This is a genomic window from Gardnerella sp. KA00288, from assembly GCF_049244085.1.
Taxonomy (GTDB): Bacteria; Actinomycetota; Actinomycetes; order Actinomycetales; family Bifidobacteriaceae; genus Bifidobacterium; species Bifidobacterium greenwoodii.
Genome location: NZ_CP058373.1, coordinates 696134 through 710146 on the forward strand (window position 1 = coordinate 696134; position 14013 = coordinate 710146).

A 14013-nucleotide genomic window follows, 5' to 3' on the forward strand; every position below is an offset into this window, starting at 1 on the left:
TCAGGCAAGTTCGTGAGACCTGCTGCGCGATAACATATGAAATAATTTATTCACGCACAAGCATAATGTGGTCAACGTTGTCGAGTGTAGATACGCGGAACAATACAAAGCGATTGCCGATTACTTGCACGACTTCGGCGCCAAGCTTTTGAGCAAGAGCTTCAGCTGCTTCTTTAGCGCTTAATCCGGAACCATCTTGCACAGCGCACTTCATAAGTTCGTGGTACTGCATGGTTTCGTCTGCTTGCTTTACGGCTGCATCAGTAATGTCGTTCTTGCCAACGTATAAAAGTGGGCTTAGCGTATTAGCAAGTGCGCGAAGCTGCTTAATCTGCTTCTTTGTCAATGCCATAAGGCGTCCTTTCGCATGCAAGTTTAATCAAGTTTAATTAAACAAAAGTATTGCATAAGTTACATAAGTGCTTAACGGATTATACAGTATATTGCGAATTATTTCACACCAAAATTGCAACATGCGCATTTTGCTATGCATAATTTTATTCTGTATAACATTTATAAACTCATTGCAATAATCGTGCTAACAAAACCAACGGCCACAACTAATAACAGCACATCTTTTGCGTTAACTTTCAGCGTGTGCAGGTGCGATCTTGTTGCGCTTGGCGTGTAGCAGCGAGTGTCAAGTGCTAAAGAAAGTGTTTCTGAGTGGCGAATAACGCCTGCAAAAGCAGGAACAATAAGCGAAGATATTGCGTGGATTCGTTTGCAAATCGAGCCGTCCCGTATGCTTCCGCCTCTAGCGGTTTGAGCGTGCGCAACTTCTACTGCCTCGTTAGAAAGCGTTGGTAAAAATCGCAATGCTAGGCTCATAATAAGCGATATTTCCTGCGTTGGCACTCCAATAGTTTTAAGTGGCGACAGTAAAGACGTGCAGGCTTCGGTTAGTACTGTTGGGCTTATTGTCATAACTAATATTGCGCCAATAATAATTACAAGCGAGAATCTTGTGGCAAATAGTATTGCGCAATTAATTCCGTCGTAAGTTACAATAATCGGCCCGAGTTTATAAAGTATTTTGCCTGTGCGAACGGCAAGAATATTCAGCAATCCCGAAAAAGTAAATACTGCAATAAGCATGTGTAGTGAAGAAATTAGTTTTATGAATTGTATTTTTGCGGCAATAATTAGACACAGTGTGGCAAAAGCAAGAACAGCTAACTGTGTGTAATGAGTGATGCTAAAAGCGCTTAGCATGAGCATGAAGCAGGATATAAGTGTTATTCTTGGATCAAAAGAGCTAAGTAGTGAGGTTGATTTTTCTTGCGAAGATTCTTCTATCGTAATCGTTTCTTGTGATGATTTCTTTGTATCTTCTAAGCTTTCACTATTGTTTGCTTTTAATGTTACTAATCTTGCTCCTAAAGCTTTTACATCATGAATATTATGCGTAATAACAACAATTGTTACGCCTTGATTATTCAGTTCGCAAAGAATTTGCAAGAAATGTGATGCTGCTTCAAAATCTAATCCTGCTGTTGGTTCATCAAGCACAAGTACTCTCGGTCTAAAAGCAAGAACGCCCGCTATTGCCACAAGACGCTGTTGGCCGCCGGAAAGAGAAAAAGGCGATTTTTCAGCCAGATTTTCGAGATTAAGCAATCTTAAAGTTTCATCTACACGTTCTTTAAGTTCGTCTCCTTTTAGACCAAAATTTTTAGGACCGTAAGCAACATCTTCGCGCACAATGTTAGCAAAAAGCTGCTGTTCTGGAAGCTGCATTACGTAGCCAATAGTTTCGCGAAGTTTTTGACGATTCTTTTTAGAAGTTTTTCCACTAACAGGTATTTTTTCTACGCTTATAGAACCAGATTCTGCTTTTAACAGTCCGCACAAAGCTTTCGCAAGAGTGGATTTTCCACAGCCGTTTTCGCCCATTATTGCAATTATTTCACCTTCGTTTACGTCAAGTGAATAGTCGTTAATTACAGCTGGAGATTTATCATCGTATTTAACTGTTAAGTGTGATATTGAAATTGCTTTATTTGAATGCGTGCTATTGTTTATGTTTTCGTTTTGCTTCGCGTAATTATTAATATTTTCCTGCGCTTTTTTTGAAAAACTAGATTTAGAATTGTTGAAATATGATTCCAGTTTTTCTAAACAAATTTCGTGAAGCACCCCATTTTCTAGCAGAAGTATGCGATCTGCGCGCTGGCATTCGTCAATTCGGTGCGTAATTTGCACAATACTTGTGCCGTTTTTATGCAAATCATCAAATAATGTGTCAACGTTTTCGCGAGATTGAGAGTCGAGCATAGAAGTAGGCTCATCTAGCACAAGTAGCTTTGACTGCATTGCAATAGATCCTGCTAAAGCAACTTTCTGCATTTGCCCGCCACTCATAAGACTTGGGTTAGAAAGTCTATGATTTTGCATGTGAACAGCCTCTAAAGCATTGTTAACAAGTTTTCGCATTTTATGCTGTTCTACGTTTAAATTTTCCAGTCCAAAAGCAACATCATCTTCAGTAACAGTAGTAACAATCTGATCTTCTGGACTTTGAAACAGAGCGCCAATAAGCTTTCGCGCGTTTCTGTAAGCATCAGCATAAGCAGTAGTATTTTCAAAAACTTTTTCGCCGCACAATTCAACATAGCCGCTATCTGGAGCTGTTAAACCTGCAATAATTTTTGCCAAAGTTGATTTACCAGAACCGTTTTTGCCCACAATCGCTACGCGCTCGCCGGAGCGAATTGTAAGACTTAGATTATTAAGCGTCCAAGTTTTTCCATCATCGTAGCTGAAGCAAATATTTCGCAACACTACTAGAGTATTGTTTTCAACTGCGCAATTTTGAGCTTCGTTCATACTACTGCTTGTGCTGGTATTTTGCATAGTTTATGCCGTTTAGAAGATTTACTTGCTGTGGTGAAGTAGTTTAGAAACTGGTTTATAAACAAGCATCGTTACTACAACGTGAAGCGCAAGTTTAATAATATTAAACGGTAGCAGTGCTGGAATAATAAGAGCCACAACCTGCGAAACAGTCATGTGAGCGTAAAGAGGAGTAATAACAAGATTTCCTGCTATTGCGAGCGCAATTGCAACAACAGAGCCTACCAAAAGTGCGATGATTGCACCTTTTTTGGTATGCATTTTCTTGTATACGATTGCCGCTGTAACACTAGCTCCTAAAGAAACTAGCACTGCCATAACTGTGCCGAGTGGATTGGTAAACAAGTGCGGCGCAAAGCCGAGTATGCTTACGATTGCTGCAGCTGAAGGCCCGTATGCGAATCCTGCAACTAGGCACACGATTCCTGAAGGATCGTATTTTAGGAATGAAAAGTCTGGAATAAGTGGAAATTCTATGAAACTTACTGCCATTGAAAGTGCTACGAATAGCGCATATTTTGCTATTTTTTCGCTAGACCAGCGTGTGTTTGAAGAGTTAGTTTGATGATTGTTATGACTGCTAGTATTAGAAATACCCATGATGGGCCTCCGTTTCTTTCATCCGGACTGTAACCGTTGGCTTCGGAATTTAACCGAATCAGCAGCTTGTAAGCCGCTCGCGGGCTTCAAAAAGGCATAAAATACGCATTTTGTTACCGCCAGTAAGGATTTTCACCTTCCCTGAAACTGACTATTCTTTTGTATCTCATGCTAGGAACATTGTTGTAATAATTGTGTGGCGAGGGTAGGTGCGAGAATACAAGTATGAGCAATATGGGAACAAAGAAAATTGTTAACAGTAAAGCCAATAGTGTATGCAAGAGTATTGATAAGCTTGCTGTTGTTGTGGTTACTTATAAGCGTCAGGAACTTTTGGATAATTTGTTCCATTCTTTTGAATGTTTGAACGAGTGTCCTTGGCGAATTGTTGTTGTTGACAATGAGTGCAGCGATAAAACTCGCGAAATGGTTTCTGTTCTTGAATCTGATTTAACTAATCGTTGGGGTAAGGCAGAAAAAGACGATGAGGGCAATTGCTCTCACGTTGTTTACGCTCCGCAGGATGAGAATCTTGGTGGAGCCGGCGGTTTTAGCGCTGGTGTTAAAAAAGCTTATGAGCTTGGTGCTAAGTGGTTCTGGGTTATGGATGATGATGTTGAAACAGTGCCTGAGTCTATTGAGCGTCTTGCTCCTTGGACTAAGCGCCACTCGGTTGTTCAAGGAAGTCGTTTAGATTACGACGGTGGTAATTTCTACTGGCAGTATGATTTTTTGGTTCCTCTTGGTATACCGAATCCTATTGCGCCTTCAGCTTTTGGTAATGCTGGTTATCGTGTGATGAACACAATGTGTTTCGAGGGTGGTTTAATTCGTCGAGATATTGTTGAAAAAATCGGCTTCCCGGATTCTCGCTACTTTATTTACTGGGATGATACTACTTACGGGTATCTTGCTAGTAAGGTTACGAATCCTATTGTTGTTCCGGATATTATTCTTCGTCGCACTCGCGATATTCCAAACTGGGATATTGCAGGAGTTCGTCAGCTAAACTCAACTTCAGATATGAACCGTTACCATATTATGCGAAATCGTGGGTTTATGGCTCGCTACTTTATGGTTCATGGTGATTTCCATCCGTTTATGTTTGCGCTTGGAACCGCTTTAACTGCTGCTAAAGAGATTATTCGTCTGTTGGCTGTTGATCGTGAGCATATTCTTTCCGGTATTTGGAAATTATTTACCGGTTGGCTTGCTTCTAGGAAGATTTTGCATGACGGAACGTGGAAACCTATGCCTTCTTTGAAGTAAAAATAAAGCAGAAGTGAAGTAGAAGTTAACAATCAGCAAGCGTGTCGCAATAAATATACGATACAATACTTGTGAATATCCTGTTATCAGCACACATTCAGAGGGGAGTGTTAGTGAGATGATTGACACTGCACAAGCATTTGGCGTCGATATTGGCGGTTCTGGAATTAAAGCTGCTCCAGTAAATTTGGAAAAGGGCGAGTTTGCAGAGCCTCGTTATAAGATTCTCACTCCTGCAGTTTCTACGCCTCAGGCGGTTGCGGATATTGTTCGTCAGCAGCTTGAGCATTTTGAAGTTCCTGCAGACGTTCCTGTTGGAATCGCTTTCCCTGCTCCAATTAAGCCAGGCAAGAAGCTTGATTTTATGGCAAATCTTGACCAGTCTTGGATTGGTGTTGACGTTACTGAAGTCTTTAGTGAGGCTTGCGGTCGTCCAGTAACAGTTGTTAACGATGCTGACGCTGCTGGTTTAGCTGAGCAGCGTTTTGGTGCAGCAAAAGATAAGGATGGCTTAGTTATTGCTACAACGCTTGGCACTGGTATTGGCACGGCTTTGATTTACAACGGTGTGCTTATTCCAAATACTGAGCTTGGTCATATTCAGCTTGAAAAAGGTAAGGGAGATGCTGAAAAGTATGCTGCTTCTTCCGTTCGTGAAAAGCTTGATATGGGCTATAAGAAGTGGGCTAAGCGCCTGACTAAGTACTATGGTTTGATGGAAAAATACTTCAATCCAGATTTGTTTGTTGTTGGTGGTGGAGTTAGCCGCGTAAGCGAAAAATTCCTTCCACATATTGATATTAAGACTCCTATTGTGGTTGCAACTTTGCATAATGAGGCTGGAATTATTGGTGCAGCTTATTACGCAATGCAGAAGAATCAGCAACAGGACTAAATATTAATAAATAGTAATAGTTTATTTGTTGTTGTTTTAAGCTGGGTGCAGGTTTAATCTGTTGCCCAGCTTTTTTATGCCAAGTGTTAGGGTTGTTACGTGCGATTTTCTTCAAGAGTAGACGTAAGCGAGCCAAATCCTATTATTTTAGCGCAGAGAAAAGCTGTGTCTCAAGGCATAAAGCTTACTAAATTAAACGATTCTAATCCTACTGTTCATTCTCTTGCACCTGAGTGTTTATCTGAAAGTTATGCTGCAAATCCTAGAGGACCTATTGAATCTCGAAAACTGTTAGCAGACTTTATTAATAAGCGCGATAATCGCACTAATACTTCTACTCCTTCAAAGCTTAATCCAGATCAGCTTTACGTACTTTCTTCAACATCTCAAGCTTACGCATGGCTTATGATGCTTCTTTGTGATGCTGGGGATGCTGTTATTGGTCCTACTCCTGGATACCCGCTTATTGAGTCGATTGCGCGCTTGCAATGCGTGAACGCAATACAGTATCCTTTGCATTACGACGGTTCTTGGACTATTGATTTGCCTCGCGTAAAAGAGTTAATCGAAAATAAGTCTTTGCGCATTAAAGCACTTGTGCTTATTAACCCGAATAATCCTACCGGCTCTTACGTAAAGAGTGAGGAGCGTAAAGAATTATTGCAATTATGTCATGATAATGATGTTGCAATAATTGCTGACGAAGTTTTTTACGATTATTATCTTGAGCCTTTTGAAACAAACGCTAGGCTTGCTGGAGAATCGTCTACGCTCGTGTTTGCGCTCGATGGTTTTTCTAAAATGCTTGCAGCTCCTCACGCAAAAGTTGGGTGGATTGAAGTTTCAGGTCCTAAAGATGATGTTTACGAGGCTCAAAAAAGGCTTGATGTTATTGCAGACGACTTTTTGCCGATTGGAACAACGGTTTCTGAGCGCATACCTGAGTTGTTAGAGTATGCTTCTTTGCAGACTCAAAAGGTTCGTAACCGGGTTAGTAAAAATCTTAAAACTCTTCGTGAAACTTTAGCATCCTGGCCTAATTGTTGTGTTAGTGCTTTGCGTGCAGAAGGCGGTTGGAATATTTTATTGCGCGTGCCATCGTGCATTGATGACGATGTGTTAGCGTTGCGCTTAATGCAAGATTATCGCTTGGTTTCGCAGCCAGGATACTATTTTGACATGCCAGTAAATGGGTATCTTGCTCTTTCTTTGCTTCCGGAAGAAACTCAGTTTATTGAAGGTTTGAAATCACTTTTAAAAACCGTTGATACTCTTCTTTGTGAAGAATAGTTTTGCTAAAGACTTTTATTAAAATAGCGTAAGCCAGGAGCGAACCAAATACCATAAGTCTGGGTTAAAACGAAGAGTGCTATCTTCACGACCTGTAACAAACCAGCTGAGTGCTGCAATAATAATCGAAGCAAAAAGTAGTGCTATTACAACAAAACGTATGCTGTATGAAATAGTTTTTTTCTGCCAACAATCATCTTTTTGAACAGAGGCTGCATGCTCTAAAAGTAAAGTTACGCCAACTACCGCAGTAATTGCAAAAGCCCACGCAAAATCTGCAATATATCTCCAACCAATTCCAGCTTTTAGACTGTCGAAAACAATAAGAAATACGCCAATTATTAAAGAAGTTATAGCAATATTCCACGAAGTCTTGTGCAAGCATCGTTTTCTCATGACTAAAGCAGCAAAAGATGCAACTAATGCGAGAGGAGAAAGCACGAACATTCCGCCAATCATAGGCTCAGCATACTGCCATCTGTCAAAAGCAACAGGCTGAATGCCAATCCAAGGAAAAGTTGGAATTAAGCGCAAAGGCAGAGCAATATAGCTAAAAATAGACGGCAGAATATTTTGCGATGGCAAACGCATAGTTGTCATATCTGTAATAGTGATTTGATACTCGTTACCAAAGTTTAAAGGCGATCCAAAGCGCAGAAAATTATACAATCCAAACGGAATTGCAGTAATTACTGCTGGAAGAATCCAAGCTGTAGCATAGAGCAAAGGAATTCTCCAATATTCAGATTTTTTCCAATCTTTACTAAAATCTTTAAACGATTTTTTCAAAATAGGGTATAGCACAGGAATTGCAAATAAGACTGCTATTACAAAAGTAGGTCTGCAACCTAAATTAAGCGCTATAAAGAACGATCCCAAAGCAATATTTCTAAAAGAATTAGTTTTACTCTTAGCAAATGCGCCGAAATAAAACCATAATCCTAAAGATGTGAAAAATAGTGAAGCTGCCATTGGAACGGAATAGAAAGATGTTCTAAACCACAAGTAAACCGTGTTTGCGCTAATAAAGAACAGTGCTAAAGAAATTGATACGGTTCCTAAAGAAGCGTTTTTTACAGTATGCTCAATTATGCGAATAACAAGTAAAGATCCTGAAATAAGAAAAGCAATAAGAAACACAAATGTTGCAACAGTAGTTGGAAGCATTGCTCCGCCTGGAATCCAAATGCTTGTAATAAGACGGTAAGGCAAAAACAGTAGTACTGCTGGAAGAACACCAAAATACGAGTACCAGTGCCCCTTATAGTATGCGTAATCCCAGTACATGTGAGGAACTGAATGATTAAGAAGATTATTCCTAGCCATAGGATCATACGGGTTTGGCAAGGTGGTTAATTCGTGAGGAACAGGAAGATTAAGATGAACCTGCCCTTTTGCAAGAGCGTCAGCAGTATGAGCATACTGGTCGAAATCGTAAGCGTAATTTCCAGGCGAATCAAAATGCATTGGTGTAGCATTGCGCAAATTCCAAATAATTGTTGCAAGCGCAATGATTATAAAAGGCATCCATGATGCGAATAAGTAGAATCGTTGAGAAATGCTACTTGTGTTGAGTTTAATTTTCCAAAGCTTAGACCAAGGATTCCATAAAGCTATAAGTATTGCAAAAACAATTAGTATGCTTACGCGTCCCCAAGACCAGCTAAAAGGCGCTCTAACATTAGCTCTAGCATCCTCAATATCAAGTATTGCTCCAGCCGGATGCTGAAGCCACACTCTAACTACGCACGGCTGATCAACTACTTCTTCAGGAATGCTAAGTAGGGAAGCGTTAAGCGCTCGAGGATTTGTGCTTTGTGGTTTGCTTAAATATCTATTAGCTTCAACACGCGTGTGAATATCGTCTATAATTTGCTGCTTTTTATGAAGCTTGTTTTTAACGCGAGAAGGTTGAAGACGAATATAAGGCGAGCTTCCATCTGAAATAACCTCTAAGTATGCTTCGGAAGGGTCTGTTATAAGAAGACCGCCTGATTTAAGACGTTTAACGCCGCTTCCTAAAGAATTGTGAACAGATGCGCTATCTGTACTTCCTGTAACACTGCTCCAAAATGGAATATTTCCAATAGAACATTCAAACAGTGCAATTATTAGCAAAACAAGAAGCGGAATGTGTAAAAAACGCCATGCGCAGCGCATAATGCGACTGTGAGTTTGCCTACTAGTGTGCGAAATAGTATCGCTAGAATCTTTCGGCAAGTCTTTAAGCATGGACGTTGTAATCACCACATAACCATTCTATTTCAAAGTTTCGAGCATTTTTCTAACTATTCTTCAGCAACCAAGTCAAGATACTCGTCGTTCCACAAATCTTCATCGCCGTCAGGCATAAGAAGAACACGCTCAGGGCGCAAAGCTTCAACAGCGCCCTCGTCGTGTGTGACTAGAACAATTGCGCCTTCATACTTAGATATAGCTTTTAAAATCTCGTCGCGAGATGCAGGATCCAAGTTGTTAGTTGGCTCATCTAAAAGAAGTACGTTGGCTTGAGATGTAACAAGTGTTGCGAGCGCAAGACGCGTTTTTTCGCCGCCGGAAAGAACTTTTGCGGGCTTCATTGCGTCGTCGCCAGAAAATAGGAAGCTGCCTAGCATTGAGCGAGCTTGAGTGTCGTCCAAATTTGGCGCAACATGCTGCAGATTTTCAAGAACCGTAGCATCTAAATCCAAAGTGTCGTGTTCCTGGGCAAAATAGCCGATTTTGCAGCCGTGACCGTATTGAACTTCTCCAGTATCCGCTGTTTCTTCTCCGGCTAAAATACGCAAAGTTGTGGTTTTTCCAGCACCGTTGTAACCCAAAATAACAACCCTAGAACCTTTGTCTATTGCAAGATTAATTCCAGCAAAAACAATATTAGAGCCGTAAGCTTTAGAAATATCTTTTGCCATAATTGGTGTGCGACCGCATGGGGATGGTTCTGGGAAGCGAATGTCTGCAACTTTTTCCTGTTTTTGAGCTTCGCTGGTTTCGCTAAGTAAACGTTCTGCTCTGCGCATCATGTTTTGAGCTGCTACTGCTTTTGTGGCTTTTGCGTGCAGACGAATACCTTGCTTCATAAGGCGTTCTGCCTTCTTTTCGGCGACTTCGCGCTCGCGGCGGCGGCGTTCCTCGTCTACTACTCGCTGATGCAAGTATGCTTTCCAACCCATTGAATACATGTCTATTTGGGCGAGTTGAGCATCCAAATGCCAAACTTTGTTTACTACTTCGTCAAGTAGTTCCGTTGAGTGGGAAATAACAAGGAATCCGCCTTCGAAGCGTTTCAAATAATTTCGCAACCAAATAATTGAGTCGGCGTCCAAATGGTTCGTAGGCTCATCGAGAATAAGAGTGTCGGCGTCAGAAAACAGAATTCTCGCGAGTTCGATGCGTCTGCGCTGTCCGCCGGAAAGAGTGCCAAGAGTCTGCTGCATAACTTCTTGAGGTAGTCCCAAGCTTGTTGCCATTGAAATTGCTTCAGACTGTACTGCGTAACCGCCTGCTTTTTCAAAATCTTGCATAGCTTTGTCGTAGCGGTTCATAGCTTTAGTCATTACGTCCGGGTCTGGGTCGGTCATTTCTTTTTCTGCTTTGCGAATCCTAGACACAATGGAAGAAATATCTCGAGCACTCATAATGCGATCAATTACGCTTTGCTCAGGGTCTGCTGCGTGAGTATCCTGAGGCAAATATCCTAGGCCTCCGCTTACTCTAACGGATCCTCCTGCTGGAAGCATATCTCCAGTAATTACTCGAGTAAGAGTTGTTTTGCCTGCGCCGTTTCTACCGACTAAACCGATTTTGTCTCCCTTTGTAACGTGAAAATCGGTAGGGTTTAACAGCGTGCGCGCACCAATTTGAATGGTTAATGCTTGTGCGTCAATAGGCATAGTTTATAATCCGTTTCCCAAAAATTAGGCTTTATTTTATGTGTAATAAGTAAAGTATTGCCAAACTCACTATTGTACCGTGTGCTAGTAACGAATATGTGATTATAAGTTAGCAAAATACTTTAGTTTTTCGAACACTTGTTCTAAATGTAATTTTATAGTATAGTGGTTTGTTAATAGTTGGGGAGTGTTAATGGGGTTAAAAGTGGAGGTATGCGTTTGAATCAGCAAGTAAGTAAGCAGTCTGATGCTTTGCAAGCATTACTAGATAACACTACGTTTTCTTCGCATGACGGAAAAATAATATCGGATTTGTCTAAAGTGCCTTCTGAATGGAAAATCACTATTCAAGGAGCGCGCGAGCACAATCTTAAAAACGTGAGCTTGTCTATTCCTCGAAATCGAATGGTTGTTTTTACTGGTCTTTCTGGATCTGGTAAATCCTCTTTAGCTTTTGACACGCTTTTTGCAGAAGGTCAACGACGTTATGTTGAGTCGCTTAGTGCATACGCTCGCCAATTTTTGGGGCGTATGGATAAGCCGGATGTTGATTTTATTGAAGGGTTAAGTCCGGCGGTTTCTATTGACCAAAAAACTACTAATAGAAACCCTCGTTCTACAGTTGGAACAATTACTGAAATATACGATTATTTACGACTGCTGTTTGCTAGAGTTGGAGTTCCTCACTGCCCTGAGTGTGGTGAGTTGGTAAGTGCACAAACTCCTCAACAAATGACAGACGCTTTGCTTTCTAAGCCAGAGCGTACGCGTCTGCAAATTTTATCTCCTGTTGTTAGAGGTAGAAAAGGAGAGTTTAAAGATACGCTTGAATTGTTGCGTTCGGACGGTTACGCGCGAGCAATTATTGACGGTCAAATGCATGAACTTTCTGAAGATATTACTCTTGAAAAACAAAAGAAACACAATATTGAAGTAGTAATTGATCGAATAGTCATAAAAGAAGGTATTCGCGTTCGTTTAACAGACTCAATCGAAACAGCATTAAAACTTTCTAAAGGCGTTATGGTTGCTGATTTTGTTGACGAGCCAGAAAACTCTCCAAACAGGCGCCAATCATTTTCCGAGCACAGGTCTTGCCCTAATAATCACAAGCTAGATCTTGAAGAAATTGAACCTAGAACATTTTCGTTTAATGCACCGTACGGAGCGTGTGCAGAATGTTCCGGAATTGGCTACAAGCTTGAAATTGACCCTGAGCTTGTTATACCAGATTCAGACAAATCTCTTTCTCAAGGAGCTATTGAACCTTGGGCAATGAATAAAGCTGCAGGAATGTACTATCAGCACGTACTTTCAGGTCTTTCTAAAGACATGGGCTTTAGTATGAATACGCCTTGGAAAAATCTTCCAGAAGACGTACAGCATGCAATCATGTACGGACATGATTTTAGCGTAAAAGTCTCGTACAAAAACAGGTGGGGTAGGCAGCGCGAATATTCCACAGGCTTTGAAGGTGTAGTTAGAACGCTTATGCGAAAGCATGACGAAACTGATTCGGATCAAATGCGCCAATACTACGAGTCGTACATGCGCGAAGTTCCATGCCAAAAATGCCATGGAAAACGCTTACGTCCAGAGGTTCTTGCAGTTACAGTTGCAAATACTTCAATATCTGAAGTATGCGATATGCCAGTTGAACGCAGTCTAGAGTGGGTTAATGAGCTGCATTTAGAAGGATCTAAAGCACTTATTGCAGGAGAAGTATTAAAAGAAATCCGCGCACGACTTGGCTTCTTAAACGACGTAGGATTAAACTACTTAACTCTTTCAAGAGCTGCAAAAACATTATCTGGTGGCGAAGCACAACGAATTCGCCTAGCTACACAAATAGGCTCAGGATTAGTTGGAGTTATGTACGTGCTTGACGAACCATCTATTGGACTTCATCAGAGGGATAACGAACGACTGATTGCAACATTGCATCATTTAAGAAACCTAGGAAACACTCTTATTGTTGTAGAACATGATGAAGAAACAATTCGCGAAGCAGATTGGCTAGTTGACATTGGTCCAGAAGCAGGAGAACACGGTGGAGAAGTAGTGTACTCCGGTCCTGCAGCAAATATTGTGAAAGCAAAACGTTCGATTACAGGCGACTATATTTCAAGAAGGCGAATAATTGAAGTGCCAAAAAATCGTCGCTTAATTAACCCAGATCGAATGCTACATGTTATTGGAGCTCAGGAGCATAATCTTAAAAATATAGACGTTAACATACCTTTGGGAGTATTTACTTGCATCACAGGAGTATCTGGATCTGGAAAATCAACACTAATTAACTCAATTTTGTACCCTGTTCTTGCAAACAAACTAAACGGCGCTCGCATAGTTCCTGGAAAACACAAGCGTGTGGAAGGATTGGAATATTGCGATAAAGTAGTTCATGTTGATCAAAATCCTATTGGTCGAACCCCACGTTCTAATCCTGCAACGTACACTGGCGTGTGGGATAAAATTCGCACACTTTTTGCTCAAACTCCTGAAGCAAAAGTTAGAGGCTACGGTCCTGGAAGATTCTCATTCAATGTTAAAGGTGGCCGTTGTGAAGCCTGCCATGGTGATGGTACCTTAAAAATTGAGATGAACTTCCTGCCGGATGTGTATGTAGAATGCGAAGTTTGTCACGGAAAACGCTACAATCGTGAAACTTTGGAAGTTACTTATAACGGAAAGTCAGTTTCTGACGTTCTTGACATGCCAATTTCAGAAGCTGCAGTATTTTTCAAAGCATACCCGTCTATTGCTCGCTACTTGGATACTTTGGTTCAAGTTGGATTAGGTTATATTCGTTTAGGCCAAAGCGCGCCAACTCTTTCTGGTGGAGAATCTCAGCGCGTAAAACTTGCTACAGAATTGCAACGAAGGTCAACCGGCAAAACAGTGTATATTCTCGACGAACCGACTACTGGATTACATTTTGAGGATGTTAGAAAGTTGTTGAATGTTTTGCAATCGTTGGTAGATAAAGGCAATAGTGTTATTGTTATTGAGCATAATCTCGATGTTGTAAAGTCTGCTGATTGGATTATTGATTTGGGTCCTGAAGGTGGAGATTCTGGCGGAACAGTTGTTTCGGAAGGAAGTCCTGAAACTGTTTCGCTATGTGATGCAAGTTGGACTGGTAAATTCCTTAAATCAATGTTAAATTCGTAAAATTAAATTCGCATATTGTGCGTAAATCTTAAACGATTG

At 40.9% G+C, this 14013-nt stretch carries 9 protein-coding genes and 1 riboswitch; of the genes, 4 read left to right on the forward strand and 5 right to left on the reverse strand.

The window, feature by feature from the left end:
- Positions 1-46 precede the first annotated feature (46 nt).
- From HXT52_RS02590 to HXT52_RS02600, 3 genes are all read right to left on the reverse strand, one after another.
- Positions 47-352 (reverse strand): YhbY family RNA-binding protein, encoded by a 306-nt coding sequence (locus HXT52_RS02590; RefSeq protein ID WP_119521168.1) that lies wholly within the window; start codon positions 350-352, stop codon positions 47-49.
- A gap of 161 nt (positions 353-513) precedes the next feature.
- The gene (locus HXT52_RS02595; RefSeq protein ID WP_421776141.1) at positions 514-2829 is read right to left on the reverse strand and encodes an energy-coupling factor transporter ATPase; all 2316 of its coding nucleotides are present in this window, start codon (positions 2827-2829) and stop codon (positions 514-516) included.
- Positions 2830-2877: 48 nt separating this feature from the next.
- Positions 2878-3456, reverse strand: coding sequence for an ECF transporter S component (locus tag HXT52_RS02600; RefSeq protein WP_421776142.1), 579 nt, complete (start codon positions 3454-3456; stop codon positions 2878-2880).
- Positions 3457-3462: 6 nt separating this feature from the next.
- A riboswitch (FMN riboswitch) is annotated at positions 3463-3609 on the reverse strand.
- Between the two features lie 72 nt (positions 3610-3681).
- On the opposite strand from HXT52_RS02600, the gene HXT52_RS02605 reads away from it, so the two are divergent.
- The 3 genes from HXT52_RS02605 to HXT52_RS02615 all read left to right on the forward strand — a co-directional run bounded on the left by HXT52_RS02605 (position 3682) and on the right by HXT52_RS02615 (position 6910).
- Positions 3682-4725, forward strand: a complete 1044-nt coding sequence (locus HXT52_RS02605; RefSeq protein WP_410314344.1) for a glycosyltransferase — start codon at positions 3682-3684, stop codon at positions 4723-4725.
- A gap of 118 nt (positions 4726-4843) precedes the next feature.
- Positions 4844-5620 (forward strand): polyphosphate--glucose phosphotransferase, encoded by a 777-nt coding sequence (ppgK, locus tag HXT52_RS02610; protein WP_004137262.1) that lies wholly within the window; start codon positions 4844-4846, stop codon positions 5618-5620.
- Between the two features lie 99 nt (positions 5621-5719).
- On the forward strand, positions 5720-6910 hold the full coding sequence (locus HXT52_RS02615) for a pyridoxal phosphate-dependent aminotransferase (protein WP_421776143.1): 1191 nt from the start codon (positions 5720-5722) through the stop codon (positions 6908-6910).
- Between the two features lie 18 nt (positions 6911-6928).
- On the opposite strand, the gene HXT52_RS02620 is transcribed toward HXT52_RS02615, so the two are convergent.
- A complete protein-coding gene (locus HXT52_RS02620; RefSeq protein ID WP_421776179.1) occupies positions 6929-9142 on the reverse strand; it encodes a beta-carotene 15,15'-monooxygenase in 2214 nt (737 codons plus the stop codon).
- Positions 9143-9198: 56 nt separating this feature from the next.
- Positions 9199-10800 (reverse strand): ABC-F family ATP-binding cassette domain-containing protein, encoded by a 1602-nt coding sequence (locus HXT52_RS02625; RefSeq protein WP_004135059.1) that lies wholly within the window; start codon positions 10798-10800, stop codon positions 9199-9201.
- A 213-nt stretch (positions 10801-11013) separates the two neighbouring features.
- Between HXT52_RS02625 and uvrA the strand changes: the two genes are divergently transcribed.
- A complete protein-coding gene (uvrA, locus tag HXT52_RS02630) occupies positions 11014-13974 on the forward strand; it encodes an excinuclease ABC subunit UvrA (protein ID WP_421776144.1) in 2961 nt (986 codons plus the stop codon).
- Positions 13975-14013 lie beyond the last annotated feature (39 nt).

What these genes read in the sequence shown, in the direction of transcription:
- HXT52_RS02605 (WP_410314344.1), top strand. Translation starts at nt 3,682, where the DNA reads ATGAGCAATATGGGAACAAAGAAAATTGTTAACAGTAAAGCCAATAGT.
- HXT52_RS02600 (WP_421776142.1), bottom strand. Translation starts at nt 3,456, where the DNA reads ATGGGTATTTCTAATACTAGCAGTCATAACAATCATCAAACTAACTCT.
- ppgK (WP_004137262.1), top strand. Translation starts at nt 4,844, where the DNA reads ATGATTGACACTGCACAAGCATTTGGCGTCGATATTGGCGGTTCTGGA.
- uvrA (WP_421776144.1), top strand. Translation starts at nt 11,014, where the DNA reads ATGCGTTTGAATCAGCAAGTAAGTAAGCAGTCTGATGCTTTGCAAGCA.
- HXT52_RS02595 (WP_421776141.1), bottom strand. Translation starts at nt 2,829, where the DNA reads ATGAACGAAGCTCAAAATTGCGCAGTTGAAAACAATACTCTAGTAGTG.
- HXT52_RS02590 (WP_119521168.1), bottom strand. Translation starts at nt 352, where the DNA reads ATGGCATTGACAAAGAAGCAGATTAAGCAGCTTCGCGCACTTGCTAAT.
- HXT52_RS02625 (WP_004135059.1), bottom strand. Translation starts at nt 10,800, where the DNA reads ATGCCTATTGACGCACAAGCATTAACCATTCAAATTGGTGCGCGCACG.
- HXT52_RS02620 (WP_421776179.1), bottom strand. Translation starts at nt 9,142, where the DNA reads ATGCTTAAAGACTTGCCGAAAGATTCTAGCGATACTATTTCGCACACT.